Source organism: Sphingomonas sp. Xoc002 (assembly GCF_050408055.1).
Lineage (GTDB): Bacteria > Pseudomonadota > Alphaproteobacteria > Sphingomonadales > Sphingomonadaceae > Sphingomonas > Sphingomonas yabuuchiae.
Genome location: NZ_CP191175.1, coordinates 2,658,791 through 2,683,818, shown reverse-complemented (window position 1 = coordinate 2,683,818; position 25,028 = coordinate 2,658,791). Strand labels below are relative to the sequence as shown.

Annotated in this window: 19 protein-coding genes and 1 tRNA gene; 8 read left to right on the top strand and 12 right to left on the bottom strand. The window is 67.2% G+C overall.

All coding sequences use genetic code 11. The annotated features are described in order from the left end of the window. Positions 1–58: 58 nt before the first annotated feature. The 3 genes from ACQR50_RS12115 (at position 59) to ACQR50_RS12105 (ending at position 1,409) form a co-directional block, all read left to right on the top strand. The gene (locus ACQR50_RS12115; RefSeq protein ID WP_042489856.1) at positions 59–331 is read left to right on the top strand and encodes an HU family DNA-binding protein; all 273 of its coding nucleotides are present in this window, start codon (positions 59–61) and stop codon (positions 329–331) included. A gap of 60 nt (positions 332–391) precedes the next feature. Further along, positions 392–466 (top strand) — tRNA-Val (locus tag ACQR50_RS12110). Between the two features lie 172 nt (positions 467–638). Then, entirely contained in the window at positions 639–1,409 is a 771-nt protein-coding gene (locus ACQR50_RS12105; RefSeq protein WP_428968512.1) for an EAL domain-containing protein, read from the top strand. 82 nt (positions 1,410–1,491) lie between these two features. Here the strand turns inward: ACQR50_RS12105 and ACQR50_RS12100 are convergent, their stop codons facing one another. The 8 genes from ACQR50_RS12100 to ACQR50_RS12065 form a co-directional block, all read right to left on the bottom strand. Continuing rightward, positions 1,492–2,529 (bottom strand): c-type cytochrome, encoded by a 1,038-nt coding sequence (locus ACQR50_RS12100; RefSeq protein WP_428968511.1) that lies wholly within the window; start codon positions 2,527–2,529, stop codon positions 1,492–1,494. Further along, positions 2,526–3,104 carry a cytochrome c oxidase assembly protein gene (locus ACQR50_RS12095; protein WP_428968510.1) on the bottom strand — a complete coding sequence of 193 codons (579 nt, stop codon included), beginning with the start codon at positions 3,102–3,104 and terminating at the stop codon, positions 2,526–2,528. The genes ACQR50_RS12100 and ACQR50_RS12095 overlap by 4 nt, the downstream gene beginning before the upstream one ends. Further along, positions 3,101–3,478: a hypothetical protein gene (locus ACQR50_RS12090; RefSeq protein WP_058746611.1), complete on the bottom strand. Its 378-nt coding sequence runs from the start codon at positions 3,476–3,478 to the stop codon at positions 3,101–3,103. The genes ACQR50_RS12095 and ACQR50_RS12090 overlap by 4 nt, the downstream gene beginning before the upstream one ends. Continuing rightward, on the bottom strand, positions 3,475–5,985 hold the full coding sequence (ctaD, locus tag ACQR50_RS12085; RefSeq protein ID WP_428968509.1) for a cytochrome c oxidase subunit I: 2,511 nt from the start codon (positions 5,983–5,985) through the stop codon (positions 3,475–3,477). The genes ACQR50_RS12090 and ctaD overlap by 4 nt, the downstream gene beginning before the upstream one ends. Continuing rightward, positions 5,982–6,950, bottom strand: a complete 969-nt coding sequence (coxB, locus tag ACQR50_RS12080) for a cytochrome c oxidase subunit II (protein WP_428968508.1) — start codon at positions 6,948–6,950, stop codon at positions 5,982–5,984. Before coxB ends, ctaD begins: the two co-directional genes overlap by 4 nt. 72 nt (positions 6,951–7,022) lie before the next feature. Then, positions 7,023–7,526 (bottom strand): TspO/MBR family protein, encoded by a 504-nt coding sequence (locus tag ACQR50_RS12075; RefSeq protein ID WP_428968507.1) that lies wholly within the window; start codon positions 7,524–7,526, stop codon positions 7,023–7,025. A 44-nt stretch (positions 7,527–7,570) separates the two neighbouring features. Continuing rightward, entirely contained in the window at positions 7,571–9,019 is a 1,449-nt protein-coding gene (locus ACQR50_RS12070) for a PepSY-associated TM helix domain-containing protein (RefSeq protein ID WP_428968506.1), read from the bottom strand. 88 nt (positions 9,020–9,107) lie between these two features. Continuing rightward, positions 9,108–9,548 carry a hypothetical protein gene (locus ACQR50_RS12065; RefSeq protein WP_428968505.1) on the bottom strand — a complete coding sequence of 147 codons (441 nt, stop codon included), beginning with the start codon at positions 9,546–9,548 and terminating at the stop codon, positions 9,108–9,110. 240 nt (positions 9,549–9,788) lie between these two features. On the opposite strand from ACQR50_RS12065, the gene ACQR50_RS12060 reads away from it, so the two are divergent. From ACQR50_RS12060 to ACQR50_RS12050, 3 genes are all read left to right on the top strand, one after another. Next, on the top strand, positions 9,789–12,395 hold the full coding sequence (locus ACQR50_RS12060) for a PAS domain-containing protein (protein WP_428968504.1): 2,607 nt from the start codon (positions 9,789–9,791) through the stop codon (positions 12,393–12,395). Between the two features lie 94 nt (positions 12,396–12,489). Further along, a complete protein-coding gene (locus ACQR50_RS12055) occupies positions 12,490–13,167 on the top strand; it encodes a hypothetical protein (protein ID WP_428968503.1) in 678 nt (225 codons plus the stop codon). Positions 13,168–13,212: 45 nt separating this feature from the next. Then, entirely contained in the window at positions 13,213–13,908 is a 696-nt protein-coding gene (locus tag ACQR50_RS12050; protein ID WP_428968502.1) for an HAD family hydrolase, read from the top strand. Positions 13,909–14,054: 146 nt separating this feature from the next. On the opposite strand, the gene ACQR50_RS12045 is transcribed toward ACQR50_RS12050, so the two are convergent. Further along, positions 14,055–14,993, bottom strand: a complete 939-nt coding sequence (locus ACQR50_RS12045; RefSeq protein WP_428968501.1) for a cell wall hydrolase — start codon at positions 14,991–14,993, stop codon at positions 14,055–14,057. A gap of 93 nt (positions 14,994–15,086) precedes the next feature. Further along, the gene (locus ACQR50_RS12040; RefSeq protein WP_428968500.1) at positions 15,087–17,519 is read right to left on the bottom strand and encodes a TonB-dependent receptor; all 2,433 of its coding nucleotides are present in this window, start codon (positions 17,517–17,519) and stop codon (positions 15,087–15,089) included. Between the two features lie 174 nt (positions 17,520–17,693). Here ACQR50_RS12040 and ACQR50_RS12035 point away from each other — a divergent pair, with 174 nt between their 5' ends. Beyond that, positions 17,694–19,367, top strand: a complete 1,674-nt coding sequence (locus tag ACQR50_RS12035) for an alkaline phosphatase D family protein (protein ID WP_428968499.1) — start codon at positions 17,694–17,696, stop codon at positions 19,365–19,367. A 101-nt stretch (positions 19,368–19,468) separates the two neighbouring features. Here ACQR50_RS12035 and ACQR50_RS12030 read toward each other — a convergent pair whose 3' ends face one another. Then, complete coding sequence (locus tag ACQR50_RS12030) at positions 19,469–20,212, bottom strand: AcvB/VirJ family lysyl-phosphatidylglycerol hydrolase (protein ID WP_428968498.1); 744 nt, start codon at positions 20,210–20,212, stop codon at positions 19,469–19,471. Between the two features lie 202 nt (positions 20,213–20,414). Between ACQR50_RS12030 and ACQR50_RS12025 the strand changes: the two genes are divergently transcribed. Next, entirely contained in the window at positions 20,415–23,717 is a 3,303-nt protein-coding gene (locus ACQR50_RS12025) for a glycosyltransferase (RefSeq protein WP_428968497.1), read from the top strand. 39 nt (positions 23,718–23,756) lie between these two features. Here the strand turns inward: ACQR50_RS12025 and ACQR50_RS12020 are convergent, their stop codons facing one another. Beyond that, a complete protein-coding gene (locus ACQR50_RS12020) occupies positions 23,757–25,004 on the bottom strand; it encodes a sensor histidine kinase (protein WP_428968496.1) in 1,248 nt (415 codons plus the stop codon). Positions 25,005–25,028 lie beyond the last annotated feature (24 nt).

Sequence of the window (25,028 nt, the reverse complement as noted above, 5' to 3'; positions counted from 1 at the left end):
ATATTTGGGCGGCACCGAGTCCGTCTGGTCATTCGTCGAAATCATAGGGGGTTATGGAATGAACAAGCAGGAGCTGATCGCCACCGTCGCCGACTCCTCGGGCCTGGCCCGCGGCGATGCGGTCAAGGCGGTCGATGCCGTGTTTGAATCGATCACCGCTGCCCTGAAAAAGGGTGATGAAGTCCGCCTGGTCGGCTTCGGCACCTTCTCGGTTTCCAAGCGCAAGGCCTCGACCGGCCGTAATCCGCGCACCGGCGAGCCGATGACCATCAAGGCCTCGTCGCAGCCCAAGTTCAAACCGGGCAAGCTGCTGAAGGACTCGGTCAACTAAATCCGAAATTTGGGCTGGACAGGCGGCGACTCGCCGCCTAAAGGCCCGTCTCCCGGTTACGGGCGCGTAGCTCAGCGGTAGAGCACACCCTTCACACGGGTGGGGTCACAGGTTCAATCCCTGTCGCGCCCACCATTCTTTCCAATGCCTTAGTGGTTTGGAAAGAATGGTGATCAGCCTGATCGGCCAGCCTTTCCCTCCTTTACGGCGGCCGTTCGGCAAGATTCGGCAATATGATGCCGATTGCCCGACAATTTAACGTGCCTTTAGCGGCCTCTCCTTATGCTCATGGCCAAAGGAGACTGTCATGCAGCAGGGGTATCGCAGCTTTTGTCCCGATCATCCGGCCTTCGCCATCGCGATGGCGTTCCAGCCGATCATGGATGTCGAGACGGGACGACCCATCGCCTATGAAGCGCTGGTCCGGGGCAGCAAGGGCGAGGGCGCCGGCGATATCCTGACGCGGATCAGGCCCGAGGAACGCTACGACTTCGACCAGCAATGCCGGGGCGCCGCGATCGAGGGCGCAGTGGCGGCGGGGCTGCTCGACGGCGGGGCGCGGTTGTCTATCAACTTCTTTCCCGACACCGTCTATTCGCCGCTCGCCTGCCTGGAGCCGACGCTGGACACCATGCGTCGGCTGAATGTCCCTCATGAGCGGCTGATCTTCGAATTTTCCGAACAGGCGGACATCGGCGACGGCGCGCATCTGAAGACCATCCTCGACACCTATCATTGCATGGGCTTCGGAACCGCGATCGACGATTTCGGTGCGGGCCATGCCGGGCTGACCTTGCTGGGGCAGGTCAGGACCGATTATATCAAGCTCGACATGGCGCTGATCCGGGGCATCGACCAGACCATGCCCCGGCGCATGATCGTCGAGGGCGTGATCCGGATCGCCGAAAAGATGGGTATCGCGATCATCGCCGAGGGCGTGGAGACGGTCGGGGAGTATGACGCGCTCCGGACGCTGGGCGTGCGGTACATGCAAGGCTATCTGATCGCACGACCCGGGTTCCGCTGCCTGCCGCCGGGACATTTGCCAGAGGACTTGGCCTGGGTGGCGAGCGCCTGAAGGCACGGACATCAGCGTTTTGGCATTCCTCCCCTTATCGGGAGGAATGTCTTTTCATGCCGTGCCTCAAAGGCGTCAGCCGTCAGCGCACCGACCCCGCATCCCCCGCCAGATAATGCGCGATCGGATCGATCATGTCCTTCGGGATACGCCGCGCGATGACGGGCATGGTCGCGTGGCTTTTGCGCGCGTCGACGATGTTCTTGTCGCCCTGCCAATGGCGCAGGCGCGCGGCGATATAGCTGGCCCGCTGTCCGGCGAGGACGGGATAGGGCTTGCCGGGCGTGTGGCAGCTGACACAGGCGGGAAGCTGCTTGTCGGGCAGCCCGCGCTCGACGATCTGCGCCGCGGCCGGATCGCCCGCAGGCTTCGCGCCCAGCCCCGGCATCGCGGCGAAGCGGCGCGCGGCGGCCTCCATGTCGGCGGGCTCCATGCGCATCGCGACCTGCTGCATCACCGCGCTCGACCGGGTGCCGTTGGCATAACCCTTGAGTGCCGCGAGCAGATATTCGGGGCTCTGGCCGCCCAGGACCGGAATGTCGGGCGCGCCGCGACCGCGTCCGTCGGTGCCATGGCATCCGGTGCAATTGTCGGGATCGATAGCGGGCGAAGCCTCGGCGACCAGCGCACGATACCGGGCGGGCGTCATGTCGGGCAGGCGGCGGACGAATGCGACCATTCGGCGCACCTCGTCCTGGCGGTCCTGCACGGCCCAGGCGGGCATGCCGGTATATTTGACGCCGTGCTGGAGGATCCAGAACAGCTGCTTGTCGGTCCATTCGCGCGCATTGACCGACAGGTCGGGCGCGGGCGGGGTGGCGGCCTGCATCACGGGGGCGGGCTTCTGGCCCGGGGCTCCGTGGCAGACGGCACAGCTATTGGCGAAATGCCCGGCCGCGCTCACCAGCCCGCTTGCGTCGGCGGGGTCCTTGGGGGCGGTGAAGGCGGCATGGGTGCGCACCGAATTGCGCATCGCCCAGTGGAGGAACCAGTCGGTGATCGCCCAATGCCCGCTGGAGGCGGCCAGGTTGATGACGCCGGACCAGGCCAGGCCCATGCCGAGCAACGCCAGACCGAGCAGCGTCGCCAGCGCCCGCTTCCAGGTGATGCGGATCGTCATGCGTGCGCCTCTTCTTTGGTCTGGAGCAGGCGCGCGAGCATCGCCAGCCCGCCGCACAGATAGGCGACGCCGCCGACCAGCAGCATCACGACGCCCGCCATCTGCTGATCCGCCAGCGCCCCCATGTCATGATGGCTGTAGAGCAGCCGCGGGGCGAGGCCGATCAGCGCGCCCAACAGGGTCATGTGCATCGAGGTGACGAGCAGGGCGGCAACGCCGGCGGCCCGGTGCCGCGGCGCGAGCACGGCGGCCCAGAGCAGCAGGCCGACCGCCAGGAAGCTGACCTGTTCGGCGATCAGCCAGGACAAGCCATGGTCCGCCAGCCGCCGCAGCGCCGGGACGTGCCAGCCCCATACCACGACCGCCTCGATCATGGCGGCGGCCAGCGGGGTGGCGAGCCGGGGCAGGCGGACCGCCGGATCGAAACGCGTCCCCTGAAGCCCCAGCGCGATCGGCGGCGCGGCGACCGCCACGGCGATCATGTGCGCGACCATATGCCCGGTCATACCCCAGGTGCTGAAGGCCCAGCCGACCGACAACAGCGCCAGCCCCAGCATCAACCAGCTACGCCTCATCGGCAATCGCCCAGCATCAGGACGGGCATGGCGGTGAAGATCACCGCGACGAAGCTCAATCCCGCCAGCAACATCGTCGAATAGGCCAGGAAGCGCAGCCGATCGATATCGGTGCCCTCGTTATGCGGCGGCGGGTCGCCCGGCGTGCGCGACTGCTGCCACGCGATCACACCCGAGGCGAGGATGACGATCAGCGCGACGACCGTCCCGATCGCGAAGGCGGTGGGGAACAGCGCCCATCGGCCGATCCGCTCGCACGAGATCGCGACCCAGAGATAGGAGAAGAGGAAATGCACCGCCCAGGTCGTCGGCGGCACGATCAGCGTCCAGAGGGTGACGCGCAGCCGGTGCGCGCCTTTCAGCCAGCGCTTCATAGCCCCGTCTCCGGAAACAGGCCGATGGTCAGATAGGTGACGATCGCGGTCAGCGCGAAGAAATGCATATAGACGGTGATGTTGCGGATATCCGCGTCATGGGTCGGCGTCATCCTGCCCGCGATGCTGCGCGCCAGCGTATAGAGCTGCATGATCACCGCGACGGCGGCATGGACGACGGTCCAGACGACCAGCACCCAGACGATGGCCGGATAGACATTGGCCTCCGGGTCCAGCCCGTCCAGGCACCCGATTCCGGCGAACAGGCTGGCGATGGCGGTGACGGCGCCCGCGACGAGCAGCCCGCGCGCGGCGTTGACCGGACCCATGTGATGAACCTCGCGCGCGATCAGCGTCGCGGCCCAGCTGGCCAGCGACAGCGCCAGTGCCGTCAGCGGCCCGCCGCTGCCCGGTCCGTCAAAGCCAGCGCCGAAATCGGGATGGATCGTCCAGTAGAAATAATAGCCGAAGACCAGCCCCGAAAAGGCGGTCGCATCCGCCATCATCGTGATGAACATCGCCCACCAACCGGGCGCGGCTGGGCCGGATATATAGAGCGGCAGGCGCATACCGTGACCGATCGGCTTTTCCGGCTTTTCGGGAATCTCGGCGGTGTCCCACAGCCACCACAATATGCAGCCCAGCGTGACCACACCCCCCAGCGCGGCGATGAGGTACAGGTGATAGGTGGTCAGGATGAACACGCTGCCCAGTGCCACGGCGGTCATCATCGGCTTGACGCTGGGCGTGCCCAGCCGGATCACCGAAACGGGCTTGGCGTCGAGGACCGAGGTGATGATCGTCTCGCGGCGACCTTCCTCGGCATCGGGCAGGAAGAAGCGGCCCTCATCGACCTTGGCGACGAAGTTCTTCTGGTCCCAGATCGGATAGCGGCTTTCGACCAACGGCACCGAGCGGATGCCCCAATCCTCGTCATCCGGATGCGCCAGCCATTCCAGCGTCCCCGCATTCCACGGGTTGCGCGGCGACTTGGCGCGCGTCGGCGAAAGCATGAGGTCGACGACCAGCACCGCGACACCGGTCGCGAACATGTAGGAACCGGCGGTCGAGGCGAGGTTGAGCCAGCCGATGCCCAGTTCTTCCGGATAGGTGAAGACACGACGCGGCATGCCCTCCAGCCCCGACAGGTGCATCGGGAAGAAGGTCAGGTTGATGCCGACGAACATGATCCAGAAGGCGATGCGCCCCAGCCGGTCGGACAGTTTCTTGCCGGTGATCAGCGGCCAGTAATAATAAAGCCCGCCGAACAGCGGCAGCAGCGTCCCGCCGATCAGCACGTAATGGAGGTGCGCGACGATGAAATAGGTGTCGTGCGCCTGCCAGTCGAACGGCGCCACCGCGACCATCACGCCGGTCAGGCCGCCGATGACGAACACCGCCAGGCTGCCCGAGGCATAGAGCAGCGGAGTCGACCACTTCACCTTGCCCGCCCAGAGCGTGGCGATGAAGGCGAAGATCTGAACGCCGGTCGGGATGGCGACGGCTTCGGAGGCGGCGGAGAAGAAGGCCAGGCTGATCTTGGGCAGGCCGGTCGCGAACATGTGGTGGACCCACAAGCCGAACGACAGGAAGGCGGTGCCGACGGCGGCCAGCACGATCCACGGATAGCCGAGCAGATGGCGCTGCGCGAAGGTCGGGATCATCATCGCGAACAGCGCGATGGAGGGCAGGAAGACGATATAGACTTCCGGATGGCCGAAAATCCAGAACAGGTGCTGCCACAGCAGCGGATCGCCGCCGCGCGCCGCGTCGAAGAAGGGCCAGTTGAGCAGGCGCTCCATCTCGAACAACAGGTCGCCCGCGATCAGCGGCGGGAAGGCGAACAGGATCATCACCGCCACGACCAGGATGTACCAGGCATAGAGCGGCATCAGGTTCAGCCGCATGCCGGGCGGGCGGCATTTCAGCACGCCGACGATCAGCTCGACCGCGGCGGCCACCGACGACACCTCGATGAAGGACAGGCCCAGCATCCAGATATCGGCGCCCAGCCCGGACAGGTCGGTGCGGGTGGTCAGCGGCGGATACATGAACCAGCCGCCATCCGGCGCGGCGTTGAAGAAGATCGAGCCGCCGACGAACACGCCGCCGATCAGGAAACTCCAGTAACCAAAGGCCGACAGACGCGGGAAGGGCAGGTCGCGGGCGCCCAGCAGCTGGGGCAGCAGGATGATCGACACCGCCTCGAACATCGGGACGGCGAACAGGAACATCATCATCGAGCCGTGCAGCGTGAACAACTGGTTGAAGGTGTTCGCCGAGACGAGGTCGTTGTCGGGCACCGCCAGCTGGGTGCGCATGATCAGCGCCAGCACGCCCGCGAACAGCATGAAGCCGAACGCGGTCAGCGTGTACCAGACGCCGACCCGGTTGTTGTTGGTGTCGGTCCAGCGCAGGAACAGGCCGCTGGGTGGTTTCCACACCGCGCGCAGCCGCTCTTCCTGGGCGGCGCGAAGCTGGGGATCGTCCTGCGCGTGGAGGCTCATTTCAGGCCCTGAAGATAGCGGGCGAGGGCTACGCCCTCATCATCCGACAATTGGGGGAAGGACGGCATTCGGACGCCGGGCTTGGTCTTTTCGGGATGGCGGATGAAGGCGGCGACGTTCGCCTCCGTCATCGGCAGGATGCCCGCCGCCAGCGTCCGGCGCGATCCGAAATGGGTGAGGTCGGGGCCGATCCGGCTGGGCGCGTTGACGCCCGCGATGCCGTGGCAGCCGCCACAGCCATTCTTGGCGAACAGGCGCGATCCGGCGGCATCGCCCGACCGGGCCGGACGCGCCTGCTCGGCCAGCCACGCGTCAAAGGCGGCGGGCGGCATGGCGATGACGTCGAACGCCATCAGCGCATGGGACAGCCCGCAGAATTCGGCGCATTGCCCGCGATAGCGGCCGGGCTTGTCGGCGCGCACGACCAGGCTGTTGATGCGGCCGGGGATCATGTCCATCTTGCCCGCCAGCCCCGGTATCCAGAAGCTGTGCACCACATCGCCGCCGCTCAGGCGGAAGGCGACGGTACGGCCGATCGGGATGCGGATTTCATTAGCGCCGAGGATCGGCGGGCGGCCCGGCGGCGCATAGGCGACACGCCACCAGAATTGTTCGCCATCCACCGCGATGGTCAGGTCGGCGGGCGAAGCCGGGCGCGGCTTCATGTACGGGAGCGAATAGGTGAGCAGCCCGAGCAGCACGACGGTCGGGATGATCCCGCCCAGCCATAGGACGATCCGCATCCCCTTGCGGTGGTCGATCGATCCCTCAGGCGCCCGGACGGCATGGCGCATCAGCAGCGCGACACCGCCCGCGATCAGCACCGCGCCGACCAGCATGATGATGAAAAGATGGCGGATATCGGCCGCATCCGCCCCGAACGGCGCCAACGTGGATTGATGCGTGTTGCATCCCGCCAGGAAACCGGCTGTCAGAATCGAGATGGCGCTGCTTTTCCCCCGCATTGCCCCCGAACGTTTCCCTGGCGGAATAGTTCATGTCGGCTTCATTGAAAGTTCATGTTCGGTGTATTTCTGCTATCGATTGTCGTTGCGGCGCCACACTTCCCCCGCCAGCAGGGTCGCAAAGCCCAGCCACGCCGCCAGCGGCATCACGCTGACCGAGGCGGGACGATCGACTTTCCAAGCGGTGGCAGCGAGCGCGGTGGTGCCGATCGCCATGGCGCCTGCGGCGGCGGTGCTGGCGCCGGTGCGCCGTTCGCGGAAGAACAGCTCGGTCCAGCCGCCGATCATCGCGCTGTTGCCCAGCCACAACGCGACCGAGGCGTTGCGGGCGGGGGAGGCAGGCTGGCGAAGCAGGCGATAGCCGCCGACCGCCGCCAGCGTCTCCAGCACCGGCCAGACCGCGCCGAACACCGCATCCGGCGGAGTGAAGCCGGGCTTGTCGAGCCGCGCATACCAGCGGCGGATGCGCGGGTGCGACGGATCGGGGGCATTGCGCCGCCCGATCAGCGCGCTCAGCCCGAGCACACCCGCCGCGATACCGCCCGCCACCAATGGCGATAATCCCTTGTTCTTCATGGCCGTCATCCCTTTGCGAAGGTCGGTGGGATAACGGCTTTCGTTCAAGCCTGTTCAATGGCGAGACGGCGGCGGCTCCAAAGCAAGGCCCGGTCGAGCACGCCGATGACGACCAGCGACGCACCGAACAGCGGCAAGGCGATCCCCGCCACCACCAGCGATAGAAGCAGTCCGCCGACCCGCGCGCCCGACAGCGCAGGCGGCGCGCCGACCCGCTCGGCCGGGCGCCGTTTCCACCACATCGCCACGCCGCTGATCGTCAGGACCCAGATGGCGATGCAGGGGATCAGCATCAGCAACTGGTTCGCGCGGCCGAAATAATTGCCCATGTGAAGCTGGACGCCCGACTCCACCGCGCGGCCGACGATGCCGTATTCGGCGTAATGGACCTCCGACCCGATCTGCCGGAAGCTGTAGCGGTCGATATAGAGCGTCTTCTGCCCCACCGGCCGGTCGGGATAGGTGAAGACGGTATAGACCCCGTCCGCGCCCTTGGGCAGGAACAGGCGGTAGCTGCCCGACCAGCCATGCGCGCGCAGGATGCCCGTCACCCGGTCGGTGCCGCGAATGACGGCGGGGTCGTGGGTGGCGCCGGGCATCTCTGGGCCGTGATCGGCATGTTCGCCGCTCATGGCGGGCATCGCCGAGTGCTGCATCCTGGATCGGGGAAGGGGAGCATCCTCCAGCGTCCAGGGCGCATCGCCCAATGCGGCCTTCATCGGCACGCTATGGGGTATGTTGTACTGGCGGAAGGAAGGGGGATAACCGACGCCCAGCGCCGCGCTGGCCCGGTGGATCAACGGCCCGCTGACCCCGGCCCAGGGCAGGCCGGTGACGATCAGGAAGCCGATCAACGCGACCGTCCAGACCCCTACCGGTCCATGCAGGTCCCGCCAGAAGCGCCGTCCCCGCCCGCTCGTTCGTGGCCAGAGCGTCCCCGCCGCGGTGAACCGCCCGCGCGGCCACCACAGGATGACGCCGGTGACGAGCAGGACCAGCGCCCAGCTGACGGCCAGCTCGACCAGCCGCTCGCCGAACACGCCCATCAATATGGACCGGTGCATGGCATCCGCCCAGCCGACCAGCGTCCGGTCATAGACGAGGCTGCCCAGCACGTGGCCGGTGCCGGGATCGACCGCGACGCGACGTGGCGGCCCCTCGGTCGGCTGGACGAAGACCACCGCCGAACGGTCGCCGGTATCGGGCATGTCGACTCGCGATGCGCTGCCCGGATAGGCGGTGAGCGCGGCCGCGATCATGCGCGACATCGGCACATTCGTGTCGTGCGGCGCGACGAAGCGAAGCTCGGGGTAGAAGGCATCGTTCAACTCGTCGTTGAACAGATAGATGGCGCCGGTCAGGCTCAGCATCAGCAGGATGGGCGCGACGAGCAGCCCGGCCCAGAAATGCCAGCGCCAGATGGTCCGGTGAAAGGCGGCGGAGGCGTTCGGCCGGGCAAGCGCACGTCCGGCTCCGAAAGGATTATGAGGCATGAAAAAGCTTTCGACCAACCCCGCCGGGGACGGGGGCAGCATCATGGAAACGTCGCGGGCGGTGAGCGCCGACGTCGGATGAGACGGGTCAGGAAAGCGCGGGCGGTCCCCGCAAGGGGGGCCGCAAATAGGGCGCGGCGACGGGTCGGGGCAGGACCGGCATGGCCAAGCCGATCGCCATGACGAAGGCGATGAGCAGGGCCAGCTGGATCGGATCGGTCGCCGCCAGACCGGGGGCGGTCAGCCCGGCAAAGGCGCAGGGCATGTCGCGGCCGTGATCCTGGCCCGAATGGCCCGAACCATGCTCGCTCCGGGCGTGGCTCATGGCGGCATGGGCCATCGCCATGGCCCCGTCATGTGCCATCGGAACCGGGGCGGGCGCACGGCCCGGGCACAGGATGATCGCTGCCCGACCGTCGACCTGCCCGATCATATAGCCCGCCGGGATCAACAGCTTGAGCAGCAGCGCGGCCGTGCAGATCAGCACGGCGAGATGGCGTTGCGCGAACAGGCTGCGGATCGCCGTCACGGCGCATGGGGTAGTCGAGCGGGTCGCCACTGTCACTCGGACAGATCAACCCAGGGACAAAATCGCCGACCCGGCGTCCGGGGCCATCCGAAATCCGAACCGGGACAACATGCTGATCGGTTCGCCCCTAATTTCTATCCTGCCAGGGGAGGAATAGGGCGAACGTCGATCCGCTGTAGCGCCTTGGCCCATCCGCTCTCAACGCTGGCGCTGGACCACAGTCTGTTGCAGGGTCGCTTCATGGTGCACTCCCCCGCCTTTGCTTTTCTGGACGGCGTATCGGGCCGTATCGTCGACGAGATGATGGCGTTCGACTGGACGACGACCAGCCTCGGGGCCCCCGACACATGGCCCGCCGCGCTGAAGGCCCAGATCGCGACGATGATCGCGTGCCCGGCGCCCATGTACCTGGTCTGGGGGCCGGATCTGGTGTCCTTCTACAACGACGCCTATCGCCCGATGCTGGGCTATCGCGCCGCGACCGCCATGGGGATGCCCTTTCGTATCCTGTGGGGCAGCATCTGGGACGATATCGCGCCACTCGTCGACGTCGCGCTGTCGGGCAAGGTCGCGCAGGTCACCGACATGCGGCTGGACTTGGCACGCGAGGGCAAGCCCGAAGAGGCCTATTGGTCCTTTTCCTACTCGCCGGTCTTTGACGACCGGGGGCAGATTTCGGGCATGATCTGCGTCACCGGCGAGACGACCGCGCGGGTGTTGGCCGAGCGGCACCAGCGCGAGGCGGACGAGCGGCTGGAACTGGCCCTCAGTTCGGGCGCGCATGTCGGCATGTGGGACTGGGACGTGGTGAATGATTCGATCCGTACGGACCCGCGCTTCGCGACCATGTACGGCGTCGATCCGGCGGCGGCCGAGGCGGGCTTGCCGATCGCCAAGTTCTTCAAGGGCATTCACCCCGATGACCGAGAGCGCGTCGAGCGCGAAGTCGCGGAGGCGATGGCGGGGCTGGGGGCGGGGCTGATGGCGGGCACCGACGATGCCGCAGGCCGCTTCGCCTCCGAATATCGGCTGGTCCAGGCCGATGGCGCCATTCACTGGGTGTCGGCGCGGGGCCGCTGCATCGCCGACGAGAATGGGCGTTGCGTGCGATTTCCGGGCGTCAGCTTCGACATCACCGACCGCGTCTGCGTCGAACAGCAACTTCGCGAGAGCGAAGCGCGGGCCCGGCTGAACGCCGAGCGGGTGCAACTGGCCCAGGAGGCCGGGGCGATCATCGGCACCTGGTTCTGGGATCTGGTGACCAACCGCTTCACCTGCGACGAGCCGTTCGCGCGGCATTTCGGGCTGGATCCCGCCCATGGTCATGAAGGGGTGGAACTGGAGCAGGTGGTCGAACTGGTCCATCCCGACGACCGTGCCGGTCTGTCGGAGGCGGTGCAGGAGGCGATTGTGCGGGGTGGTGCCTATGCGCACCAATATCGCGTTCGTCGCCATGACGGCCATTATCATTGGCTGGAAGCCATCGGTCGGGTCGATCACTCGGCCGAGGGTATGCCGATCCAATTTCCCGGCGTCCTGATCGATGTCGGCGTTCGCCGCGCGCTGGAAGTAGAGCGCGACACCGCCATCGCCGAACTCCGTGCGCTGACCGACCAGCTGGAACAGCGTGTCGCCGACCGCACCGCTGAATTGATGCGCGCCGAGGAGGCGCTGCGCCAGAGCCAGAAGATGGAGGCGGTGGGCCAGCTGACCGGCGGTCTGGCGCACGACTTCAACAATCTGCTCGCCGGGATTTCGGGGTCGCTGGAGTTGATGGCGCTCCGGCTGGCGCAGGGGCGGGTGAACGACGTCGACCGCTATATGGATGCCGCGCAGGGGGCGACGCGGCGCGCGGCGGCGCTGACCCATCGGCTGCTCGCCTTTTCCCGGCGGCAGACCTTGGCGCCCAAGCCGACCGATATCGCCGCGCTGGTTGCGGGAATGGCCGACCTGATCCGCCGGACGGTGGGGCCGGGCATCGCGCTGGAAACGCATGGATCGGACGATCTGTGGACCGTGCTGGTCGATGCGCCGCAGCTGGAGAATGCACTGCTGAACCTGTGCATCAACGCGCGCGACGCGATGCCGGGCGGCGGGCGGATCACGATCGAGATGGTCAATCGCCACCTGGACCAGGACAATGCCCGCTTCGCCGACATACCGGACGGCGAATATCTGGCGCTGTGCGTCACCGATACCGGCACGGGCATGACGCCGGAGGTGATGGAAAAGGCGTTCGACCCCTTCTTCACCACCAAGCCGCTGGGCCAGGGGACCGGGCTGGGGCTGAGCATGATCTATGGCTTTGCCCAGCAATCGGGCGGTCAGGTCCGCATCCGTTCGGCACCGGGCAAGGGCACGACGGTGTTCCTCTATCTGCCGCGCCATCACGGCCCCGCCGAACGAGATGGCGAGAATGCCGCCGGTGCTCCGGCCAACGCATCGGGGGCGGGGGAGACCGTGCTGGTCGTCGATGACGAGGCGACGGTGCGGATGATGATCGCCGACGTGCTGCGCGATATGGGATACCGGGTGATCGAGGCGGCGGACAGCGTCGAGGGGATGGCCGTGCTGCGCTCGGCCGAGCGCATCGACCTGCTCGTCACCGATGTCGGTCTGCCCGGTGGCATGAACGGGCGGCAGCTGGCCGAGGCGGCACGGGAATTACGACATGAATTGAATGTCATGTTCGTCACGGGCTATGCGGAGAATGCGGTGCTGAACAGCGGGCATCTGTCGCCGGGCATGCAGTTGCTGACCAAGCCCTTCACGGTGGATGCGCTGGTCACGGGAATACAGGCGGCGATGGGCGCGGGCGCGCGGCGGTACGAACCCCACGCGCCCTGACACGCCGGCGGCGATGGCCCCCGGCACCGCGCTACTGCGTGTAATGCCTGGGAGTTTCACGATGTTCATGACCGGCCGCCTGGCTTTTTCGACGATGGCCCTTCTGCTCTTCGGCATTCCCGCCGCCGCCCAGAGCGGCCCCGATATCCCGGAGCCGATGGTGTTCGACATGATCCGCCCGCTGACCGCCAAGGCGGGCGAGATCGAGGTCAACGCGCTGGCGCAGCGCGACTTGACCGGGCCGCGCGGCGAACTGGAATGGGCACCCGAGGTCGAATTGGCGGTGGCGGACGGCTTTGCGGTCGAACTCGAACTGCCGCTCATCGATAGCCGCGTGGTCCAATACAAGATGGGGCTTCAGAAGCGGTTGGGTACCTTCCGGGGCGGGCGGAGCGTGCACGGCGTCCAGTATCTGGGGCTGCACGACCGAGAGGACGGTGGCTGGACCTCGACCCTGTTATGGCTGCTCGGCAATCGCTTCGGCGAGCGGTGGAGCACGATGACGATGCTGGGCGTCGGCGACGTGACCTTACGCGAGGGCAACGAGACGGGGACGATCATCAACCACTCGACCTTCTACGACGTGAATCCCGACACGGTGCTGGGCCTGGAGATGAACCGGCAGAATGGGCAGGGCGCCTATTGGCTGCTGATGCCGCAGGTGCACCGCGCGATCGGCAAGCTGGGGGTGCAGGGTGGCGTCGGCGCGGAAAAGGCACGTGGCGAGCGGTTCCGGCCGCGTTTGGGCTTGCGCCTGATCCGCGAGCTGTGATGGAAAAAACCTGCCAAGAACGTGGGGCAAAATGGGAGACACGGCATGACCATCGCGCTGATCTGCCTCGATGCGGACGATACGCTCTGGCACAATATGCGCCACTTTGCGGCGACCGAGGAGGCTCTGGTCGGCCTGCTTGCCCCCTTTGCCGAGGCGCGCGTCGCCCGCGCCACGCTGGAGGCGTGCGAGGCGCGCAACCTGCGGCTCTATGGCTATGGGGCCAAGGGCTTCACCCTGTCGATGATCGAGACGGCGGTGGAATTGGCGGGGCCGACCCTGCCCACCGACCTGATCGCACGCGTGCTGGAGGCCGGGCGGCAATTGCTGGCGCATCCGGTCGAGCTGCTCGACGGTATCGCCGACACGATCGAGGCGTTGCGCGAGCGGGGGAAGCTGGTGCTGGTGACGAAGGGCGACCTGCTGCATCAGGAAGCGAAGCTGGCGGCGTCCGGACTAGGTTTGCATTTCGACGACGTGGCGATCGTCAGCGACAAGACGCCGGATACCTTTCGCGGCATCTTCGCCCGCCATGGTGTCACGCCTGAACAGGCGGTGATGGCCGGGGACTCGATGCGTTCCGACATACTGCCCGCGTTGGCGGCAGGCGCCTGGGCCGCGTTCATCCCGCAACCGCTGGCATGGAGCCATGAAGCGGGCGACGCGCCGGTCGACCATCCCCGCTTCCGCCAGCTGGAGCGACTGGGCGACCTGCCCGAGTGGATCGACACGATCGGTTGATCCTTCCTCCCCTGTAAGGGGAGGTGGCAGGCCGAAGCCCTGACGGAGGGGTGTCGCCATCAGATAGGGAAACCGCCCTTGCGACCGGGTACACCCCTCCACCCCGGCGGTCCCCCTCCTCCTATAGGGGAGGAATAGGTACCCGATCAGCCCGGGTCGCTTTCCTCACCGACGATCACGCCGGACGTGGCTTCCCCGCCGCCATGGGCAAAGCCGTTGCGGTGGATACGCACGCCCGCCGTCGACACCGGCGTGGGCTTCGCATCGGGAGCCCCGGCCATGGCCTCGGCCCGCTGCTCGCCGCGGTGGATGGTCACGCCGTACATCGCCTCGGCCATCGGCGCGGCGGCGGGGTTCTGGACGGCGGCGGGGACGGGAATGTTCGGCTCCACCCCCGCATAATCCTGGCGGAAGGACAGGTCGCGCTCCAGCGCCCCGCGCCAGCGATAGAAGATGTGCGTGCCGACCGAGCCGATCCGACTGAGGCTGGAGGCCCACCAGGGCAGAACGTAGTTGGCGTGATAGAAGGTCGCCGCCCCCACCGGCGCATAGACCAATCCGGCGAGAGCGGCCTGCGCCACGGCGGCGGCGCGGTTCCAGGCGGCGGGGTCGCGGGGTTGCAGCATCGATCCGTCGCAGGTGAAGCTGAACTGACAACCGGTCGACCGTTCGGATCCCTGATAGACGACGCCGCAGATGCTTTTGGGGAAAGCCCGGTCGCGGACCCGGTTGAGCACGACCTGCGCCACCGCGCGCTGGCCGTCGACCGGCTCGGAGCGGGCCTCGTAATAGATGGCGGCGGTCAGGCACTCGGCGGCGCGGGCCGCGTCGGTCGCGGTGCGGGCGATGCCGCTGAAGGCGGGGGCGGCGGCCATTTCGATGGGGGTATTGCCGCTGATCGCCTCGGGCAGGTCGGTGTCGGGCACGTCGAGCGCGAGCTGGCGCAGCAGCGTCCGTGCGGTCGGCGGCGGCACGTCCAGCGTCAGATGCGCCGACCGCTCGCGGACGGGGGTGCAGGAGGTGGCAACCGCCAGGCTCGCCACCAACATCAACCAGCGCAGCACGATATCCGCTTCCCAACCCATGGCCCGAGGACACCGCCTCTAGCGGTCCGGGGTTAGGAAGCGGTTAAATGTCCATAGGATAGCCCCTCCCCTGAAGGGGAGGGGCGTTACCTGCTAGAAACGCGCGCCCAGTTCCACGCCGTAGAAGCGCGGTTCGCCCGCGATATAGGTCGGCGTGCTGAACGTGCCGCCGGTATTGCCTGCATCGATCAGATAGCGCTTGTTCGTCAGGTTGCGCGCGAAGCCACCGACATGGAAGCGGCCCTGGTCGCCGAACTCGACGCCCGCACGCAGATTGACCAGCGTATAGCCGCCCTGCGAGATCGCCTCGCTGTTGGGCAGCTCGAAAAACACCTTGGAGCGATAGGTGGCGCTGGGCGTCGCATAGAAGGTCGCCGACGTGCCCAGCGGGATGCGCAGGTTCGCGCCGCCCGAGGCGGTGGTGTCGGGCTGCAGGCGGAAACGGTTGCCCGCGAAGACGCCGTTCGACGGATCATTGCCGATGCCGCCATCGATATAGGCGAAGGTGCCGAACAGGTTCAGCCAGCGATGGACCGCGACATTGGCCTCCAGCTCGACGCCAAGGTTGTCGGCCGACCCGGCGCTGCGCGTCACGGTCAGGCCGTTCTCGAACACCGAGACCTGGAAACCCTTGTACCGCTGGTAGAAGACCGAGGCCGCGCCCGAGAACGCGCCGACCCGCCCCTTGATGCCGCCCTCGTAATTCCAGACATTTTCGGCCGGGATGATCTGAAGCCGGGGGACCGCGCCCGAATTGGCGACGCTCAGGGGCACGATGCGCTGCGCGTCGAGCTGCACCACCGGCGAGCGGCGGCCCTTGCTGACCGTGGCATAGACGTTCACATCGTCGCTCAGGCGATAGAGCGCGTTGAAGCGCGGCAGGATCGCAGCATAGCTGCGCTCGGCGGTGAATTTCTGCCCCTTGGTATTGGCGGCGGCGAGCAGGCTGGTGAAGATCCCGGCCCCCGCCAGCAACCGGCTGTCGGGCATGACCGAGCTGTAACCCGACTGGCGATCCTCGATCAGCACACGGGCCCCCGCCGTCACTTCCAGCGCGTCCGTCGGGATCCAGGTGGCGTCGGCAAAGACCGAATAGGTGTCGGTATTGCCGTAATTGGCGAAGCTGGCGCTGTAGGGGACGACGGTCGCCGTCCCGCGCGACAGGATCGCGGTGGCGCGTGTCGCCGGGATGGTGCCATTGGCGGCGACGCAGGCGGTGCCGGTCGGCAGTCCGGCACCGTTCAGAATCTGGCGGATCGGCGCGAAGTCGCGGGCCACCGAACAGGCCAGATAGGTGCCTTCCTCGGTCGAGAAGGGCACACGCTGCTGCCCATTTTCGAAAAATGCGTTCCAGCCGAAGGAGGCGCGGTAATGCGCGCCGTCGAAGGCGAAGCGGCTTTCGTGGCTCCACTGGTCGCCCTTGGCGTCCTCGCCGAACTCCAGATACCAGGCAGGGCCGCCGTCCGCGTCGAAGATTTCGAGCGCGTCGAACCGGCGATAGCCGTTGACCGTGGTGAAGGTGATGCCCGGCGCGACATCGACCGCGACCGTCAGGTTCGCGTCATAGACGTTGCGCGTCAGCCCCAGCTTGCGCCGTCCCAGCACCTCGGCGGAGAAGGGCGAGCCGGACAGTTCGGCATAGCCATAGTCGCCGGTCTGGCCGCCGGTGGGGGCGAAGACGCGGCTCTTGAACGCGGTGCCGGGATTGCGCTGTCCGTCATAGGTCAGCACCAGATCGGCGGTGAGCGACGAATTGGGCGTCCAGCGCAACGACCCGCGAACGCCGCGTTGATCCTGCCCGTTCAGGTCGTCCTGATCGACCCGGCCCTGATTCTGATTGGCGACCTTTGGATCGCCCGCGATGTTGCGGACATAGCCGTCGCGATATTTGTAGGCGAAGGCGATCCGCCCGGCGAGCGTGTCGTTGCCCGCGTTCAGATAGCCCGACACCTGACTCCGGTCGAAATTGCCATAGGAGGCCAGGATGCCGCCCTCGGTTCCGGCGCGCGGTTTGGCGGAGATGATGTTGATCGCGCCGATGGCGGCGGCGGTACCGAACAGCGTCGCCTGCGGCCCCTTCACCACCTCGATCCGCTCGATATCATATAGGTCCTGATAGGCGCCGCGCGTTCGGCTGATGTCCACGCCGTTATAATAGAGCGTGACCCGCGCACCCTGCTGCGCCGAGCCCGAGTCCGAGGTGATGCCCCGGATCACGAAGCCGGGATTGTTCGCGCTCTGCTCCTGGATCTGGAGGCCGGGGATATATTGCGCGACTTCGGACAGCGAGTTGACGCCCAGGTCCGCCATGCGCGCCCCCGTGACGGCGGTGACGGTGACGGGCACGTCCTCGATCCGCTGTTCCCGCTTCTGCGCGGTGACGATGACGTCGGGATTGTCATCCGCGTCGCGCGCATCTTCCTGCGGCTGGATCGTCGCCTGTGCCGCCGCCGCCTGGATGAAGGCGGCCTGCGACAAGCCAGCCAGCAGCACAGCCGCGCTGACGCGGCCGATCGTCGAATTCATGATGTCCCCCGGTATTGCCCCTGTTTTGCGGTTCCTTAGGCAAGAGGAATTACCAGTCGGTGTCCACCATATGGCAAATTGATGACAGTTGTTGTCTGTCGCCAAACCGTCATGGCTCCGCCATCGGACTGTCGCGCACGGCGCCTAGCCGTCCGGCCCGAAAGGACCGATACGATGACGATGATGAACCGACGCCGCGCGATGGCGCTGATGGGGAGCGGGGCCAGCCTCGCCCTGCCGACGACCTTGGTGGAGGCGGCGGCTCCGGCGGTGCGGTTCGATCACGGCGTGGCCAGCGGCGATCCCTCGGCGGTCGGTGCCATCCTGTGGACCCGCGCGACGCCCGGCGAAGGGCAGGGGGGCGATATCGCCCTGACCTGGCATGTCGCACCGATGGGCGGCACCGATGCAGTGGGCCTGCATACCGGCCGGGTCACGGCGCGCGCGGCCCGCGACTTCACCGCCAAGGTCGAGGTGGCGGGGCTGCAACCGGGGCGCGACTATCGCTACTGGTTCGAGACGGCGGGCGGCCGGCGCTCGCCCGAGGGGCGTTTCCGTACCCTGCCGCGCGGGCGGGTCGAGGAACTGGCGCTGGCGGTGGTGTCGTGCCAGCTTTATCCCGGCGGTCTGTTCAACGCCTATGACGCGATTGCGAAGACCGAACGGCTCGATGCGGTGGTCCATCTGGGCGACTATATCTATGAATATGGCGCGGACGGTTATGGCACGAAGACCGGGCATGAACTGAACCGCCTGCCCGAGCCTGCGCACGAAATCGTGACGCTCGCCGATTATCGCCAGCGCCATGCCCAAGTGAAGCGCGACCCCGACATGCAGGCGGCACATGCCCGCGCGGCGTTCATCTGCGTCTGGGACGATCACGAGGTCGCCAATGACGATTGGATCGGCGGCGCGGAGAACCACCAGCCCGCCACCGAAGGCGATTGGGGCAAGCGCAAGGCGGCGGCGATGCAGGCCTATTTCGAATGGATGCCGATCCGCGATCCCAAGCCCGGCCAGCCTTGGGAAGCGATCAACCGCAGCTTCGATTTCGGCGACCTCGCGACGCTGGTGATGGTGGAGACGCGGTTGCTTGCCCGGTCGAAGCAGGTGGCGGCGGCCAAGGGCGAAGCGCCCCAGCCCGAGGAATATGCCGCGATGATGGCCGAACGCGCGCGGCCCGAGCGTGAACTGCTCGGCGCAGGGCAGCTCGGCTGGATCGAGCGGACGCTGACCGCCTCGGTCCAGGCGGGGACGCCGTGGCAGGTGATCGGCAACCAGGTGGTGATGGCGCGGATCGACGGTCCCGATCTGGAAAAGCAGATGGGGCCGCAGGGTTATGCGAAGCTGACCGAACGCCTGTCGGAGGGCGAGCGCCAGCGGCTGGGCGAGGCGCAGGCCTCGTATCGCGCGGGCCTGCCGCTGAATTTCGACAGCTGGGACGGGTATCCGGCGGCGCGCGAGCGGCTTTACGCCGCGTTCCGGCGCGCGGGGTCGCGGCCGGTCGTCGTGTCGGGCGACAGCCATGCCGCCTGGGCCAACGACCTGTATGACGCCAGCGGCAAGCTGGTCGCGGCCGAGTTCGCGGGTACGTCCGTCACCAGCCCTTCCTGGGGCGACATGATGCCCGGTATCGGGCGCGAGATCGCGGCGGCCAATCCGAAGGTCGTCCGCTTCTGCGACCAGGACGACAAGGGATATCTGTACCTGACGCTGACCCGCGACACCGCCACGGCGCGCTACATGACGGTGTCGACGGTGCTGGCCAAGCCCTATGCGCTGGGCTGCGCCGCCGTGTGGCGGACGCGCAAGGGGGCGGATACGCCGATCGAGGCGATCACCGCCTGACTCCTGCCTATCCCTCCTCGGCCAGGCCCAATCGACATTCCTACCATTCCTCCCCTTGCAGGGGAGGAATGTAGAGGGTGCGGCCTGAATGTCAGCCCGATCTAGTTGGCGGGGGAGGGCGCCCGACGCACCGCCGCCTCGACATGGGCGACCAGATTGGCGTCGTCATGGTTGAGGTAATGGTCGCCGGGCAGCGCCACGACGTGGACATTGGGCTGTTTCAGCATCGGACACAGGCTGTCGGGCTCGCGCACGCCATAGATGCAGGTCATCGGCACCCAGTCGATCTGCCGCGCGGTCGTGATCCCCAGGCTGTCGGGCTTGCCCATATAGGCGAGGCCGGAAGGGTCGGAGCGGAAAAAGGCCGTCTCGCCCGGCACCACCAGCACGACCGCCGAGATCGGCCTGCGCAGATCGGCGGGTAGATGCGCCAGCCCCGTCTGGAGCATGTCCGAGCCATAGGATTGGCCGAGCAGCACCAGCTTCCGCTTCCCCCTCTCGGCCTCGGCCCGGCGGACGAGGTCGGCGATCACTTCATCCACCTGCGCGGCGGTGCGGCGCTTGCGGAACAGCACCGGCGAGTTGACGCCCATCACCTCGATCCCGTCGGCGCTCAGCGCGCGCGCGATCACCCCGCCCATACCGTAGCGCAGGCCCATGTCGCCCGACAGCGACAGCACCAGGATCGGCTGGACCCTGCCCTGCGCCGGAAAGCGAGTGAACGGATCCTTGTCGAAATAACTACCAGAATAGAGAAGGATAGCGGCGATTACAGCAAGCAGCACCAGCGCACCACCAAGCATAAGGCGCCATCTGGAGCGCAGGCGGGCGAGAAGTTCGACCATGACGTGTCCTAATGTCCGTCGGCAATCCTTGTCACGGATGGGATGAAGGAGAAGCGGGGGCCTCATGAAAAATCTGTAATGTTGCGATCACGCGCTCTATGTCAGTGATCTGCCATCGGCTGGCTGATGGAAACGCGAGCTTAAGCGGTCGGAGGTAAGGGGCCGCCACAGCATTCGCGTATTGGACCAAGGATCGACACCGTTGAGCAACCCGATCTTCTTTGACCCGACGGGCCGTCGGGGCACCTGGGCACGGCGCGCCGTCGCGGTGACGATCCTGGCGGTGATCGTCGCCGCCATCGCCTTTGCCACGACACTGGTCGCGGTACCCAATTCGGGCGTGCTGCCTCTGCCCTTCGCGCGGCGGCAGGCGATGACGCTGGAGCCGACCGCGCAGCTGAAGGGGCGGCGCGGCGAGTGGCTGCCCCGCAAGTCGGTGGCGCAGAACCACACGCCGCTGACCATCGCCTTCTATACCCCGGGCAACGACTCCGCGCTGGCGTCGCTTCATGCGCATATGGGGCAGATCGACTGGCTTGTCCCCGGCCTGATGAACGTGTCGGGTCCCAAGGGGCAGTTGACGATCGACAACGACGCCAAGCTCGCCAGCCTGCTTTCGCGCGCCGCCAAGCCGCCGCGCCTGTTGCCGATGGTGCAGAACCTGTCCGACGACGAGTGGGACGGCCAGACCATCGCGCGGATCATCGCCAGCCCGGCGGCGTCCGAAAAGCTGGCGACCCAGCTCGGCCAGTCGATCGCGACCAACCGCCAGTCAGGCCTGGTCGTCGATTTCGAGAATCTTCCCGCCAACGCCATGGCGGGCTATCCCCGGCTGCTCCAGCGGATCAAGGCGCACCTGCCCAAGGGTACCGTGCTGGCCGTCACCGTCCCCGCCGAGGACGAGGCGTGGCAGTTGCAGCGTCTGGCCAAGGTCGTCGATCGCATCATCCTGATGGCCTATGACCAGCATTGGCAGACCGGCACCCCCGGCCCGATCGCGGCGCAGCCCTGGTTCCTCCAGGCCTCGGAAAAGGCGCTGCGCGAGGTCGGTCGCGACAAGCTGATCGTGGCGCTGGGCAGCTATGGCTATGACTGGCCCGCCAAGGGTCCCGCCGAGGCGCGGTCGATCGAAGAGGCCTGGCTGATTGCGCATGACAGCCAGGCGAAGGTGACGTTCGACCAGGCGAGCGGTAATGCCGGTTTCGCCTATGACGAGAATGGCGAGCATCACACCGTCTGGATGCTCGACGCCGCGACCAGCTGGAACCAGCTCCAGGCGCTGAAGCGGCTGGGCATCGATGACGTCGCCTTCTGGCAGCTGGGCAGCGAGGACCCCGGTCTGTGGGCGGACTTCGCCGCATTCCGCAGCACCGCGCGGGGGATCATTCCCCGGCTGGGCGCCGTCGCCTCGCCGCTGAACGTCGACGTCGAGGGGGCGGGCGAAATCCTGCGCATCACCGCCCAGCCGACCCAGGGCGAGCGCGGACTGAAATATGACAAGGACGGGGTGATCCGGAACGAGGTCTATCGCACCTATCCGACGCCCTATGTCGTGCAGAGGGCGGGCGCGGTCCCGAAGACGATCGCGCTGACCTTCGACGACGGGCCCGATCCGGAATGGACGCCCAAGATCCTGGACGTGCTGGAGCGCGAGCATGTGCCCGCCACCTTCTTCGTGATCGGCGAGAATGCGCTGCAACACCCGCAGCTCCTCCGCCGGATCGTTGCGGGCGGCAGCGAACTGGGCAATCACAGCTATACCCATCCCAACATGGCGACGACAGGTGCGCGGACGATCAAGCTGGAGCTGAACGCCACCAAGCGGCTGATTCAGGCCTATACCGGCCGTTCGACGACGTTGTTCCGCGCACCCTATTTCGGCGATGCCGAGCCGACGACGGCGGACGAGATCGATCCCGCCCTGATCGCGCAGAATCTGGGCTATACGGTCGTCGGCCTGCACGTCGATCCGAACGACTGGCAGCGGCCCGGCACCGACGCGATCGTCCAGCAGACGATCGATCAGGTGCATGGGGCGACGCCCGACAATTCGGCCAATGTCGTCCTGCTGCACGATGGCGGCGGCGACCGCGAACAGACGGTCGAGGCGCTGCCCCGCATCATCGATACGCTGCGCGCCGAAGGCTATCGCTTCGTTCCCGCTTCGCAGCTGGTCGGGGTCAGCCGCGACCAGGCGATGCCGGTGGTCGAGGGGCATGACCTGCTGGCGGTGCGCACCGACGTCGCGATCTTCGTGGTGCTGGCCTTCCTGTCGGCCTCGCTCGCCTGGCTGTTCTATCTCGCCATTGCGCTCGGCATCGCGCGCGCGGTCGTGATGGCGGGGCTGGCCTGGTTCCAGGGGCGCAAGTCCAAGCCGGTGCCGCCCGTCTTCACGCCCAGCGTCTCGGTCATCATCCCCGCCTATAACGAGGAGCGGGTGATCGTCCGGTCGGTCGAGCGGGTGCTGGCCAGCGACTATCCGGGCCTTCAGGTCATCGTCGCGGATGACGGGTCGAAGGACGGGACGAGCGCCGTGGTGCGCGAGGCGTTCGCGAACGAACCGCGCGTCCGCCTGCTGACCCTGGTCAATGGCGGCAAGGCGGCGGCGCTGAATCGGGCGCTGCTGGATGCGACCGGCGAGGTGCTGATCGCGCTCGACGCCGATACCCAGTTCGAGCCGGAGACGATCGCCAAGCTGGCGCGCTGGTTTGCCGACCCCAAGCTGGGCGCGGTCGCGGGCGATGCGCGGGTGGGCAACCGGGTCAATCTGGTCACCCGCTGGCAGGCGGTCGAATATATCACCGCGCAGAATCTGGAGCGCCGCGCGCTGGCCGGGTTCGATGCGATGACGGTGGTGCCGGGCGCGGTCGGGGCGTGGCGTCGCGCCGCACTGGATGCGGTGGGCGGCTATCCGGAGGATACGTTGGCCGAGGATCAGGACCTGACGATCGCGATCCAGCGGGCCGGGTGGCGCGTGACCTATGATCCGCGCGCCGTCGCCTGGACCGAAGCGCCCGAGAGCTTCCGTGCGCTCGCCAAGCAGCGTTACCGCTGGGCGTTCGGCACGCTGCAATGCCTGTGGAAGCACCGCAGTGTGTTGCGCACCGGCAAGCCCGCCGGTCTGGCGCGGATCGGCCTGCCGCAGGCGTGGCTGTTCCAGATCCTGTTTGCCGCCATCTCGCCGCTGATCGACCTGGCGCTGGTCCTGTCGGTCATCGGAACAGCGGTGCGCGTCGGCCAGCATGGCTGGGCGCAGACGCAGACCGACGTGTTCCAGATGGCGGCCTATTGGACGGCGTTCACCGCGATCGACGTGCTGTGCGGCTGGCTGGCCTATCGCCTGGACGGCAACCGGGTGCGCTACCCCGCGCATCTGCTGGTCGCGCAGCGGCTGGTCTATCGCCAGATCATGTACTGGGTCGTGATCCGCGCCATCGCCTCGGCGATCGGCGGATGGATCGTCGGCTGGGGCAAGCTGGAGCGGACGGGGAATGTGGGGGCGTAACCCCTCGATTTTCCCCAAGCGAGCTTGGGGAGGATGGAGTCAGCCCAGCGTCAACCGCACCCGCAATCCCGGCGCGTTATCCTCCAGCGTGACCGTGCCGCCATGCAGATGCGCCACCGCACTGGCCAGCGACAGACCGAGGCCCGCGCCGCTTTCGGTCCGCGCCGCGTCCAGCCGCCCGAACCGCTTCAACGCCTCGTCCCGGCGGTCTTCGGGAATACCGGGACCGTCATCGGCGACGATCAGCACCGGCCCCGGCTCGACCCGGACGACGACTTCGCCCGCGCCATATTTCAGCGCATTGTCAATCAGATTGGCGATCGCCTGACCCAGCAGTTCGCGGTGCACGCGCGCCACCAGCGTTTCCGGCCCCTCGGCGCGGATGGTCATGCCGCGATCCTCGGCCAGCGGCTCGAACATGTCGGCCACGTCGCGGATCATGGCGCCCAGATCGGCCTCGACAAAGGCGTCGCGGCCCAGCCCGGCCTCGGCCCGGCTGATGCGCAGTGCGGTATCAAGCATGGCGAGCAGCCGGTCGCCTTCCTCCAGCGCACGGCCGACCGCCACGCGTGCATTCTCGTCCCGGCTCTCGGCCAGCGCGCGGTCCAGCGTCGCGCGCAACCGGGTCAGCGGCGAGCGCAGGTCATGCGCCAGCCCGTCGGTCGCGACCTTCAGTTCGGTCATCAGCAGCGCGATCCGGTCGAGCATGGCATTCACCGCCAGCGCCAGCGCGTCGAAGGCATCGTCGCCGCCATTGGGCGCGACACGACGCGACAGGTCCCCGGCGGCGACCGCATGGGCGGTGGCGACCGTATCCTCCAGCCGCCGCTCGATCATCCGCGCGGCGATCCAGGCGGCGAGCGCGGCCAGCACGATCGCCGCCGCCATGCCGACCGCCATCGCCTCTTCCATCGCCAGCGCGACGCGCAACTCGCTCTCGACGACATGGCCGGCCAGCATCCGCGAGCCATCGGGCAGGCGGGTCGCCATCACCCGCATCCGTTCGGGCAGCGAATGGCCGATGCGGAAGATTTCGATCGTCGCGGCGCCCGGCGCGGGGACGTTGGGCGGCCATTCGGCGATGTTGCCCGCCACGAAGCGCCCCTGCGCATCGGTCAGCAGGATGACCGACAAGGGCAGCCGGTCGGTGGTCAGCCGCCGGTCGACCGCCGCGCGCACGGCCTTTTGCCCGCCCGACAGCCACATGCCCGCCAGTTCGTCGCGCAGGTCGCTGGCGGCATCCTCGGCCTGCGCCGTGATCTCGCTGCGGGTCAGGTGGCGAACCATGACCACCATCGCGCCCGCGCCGAT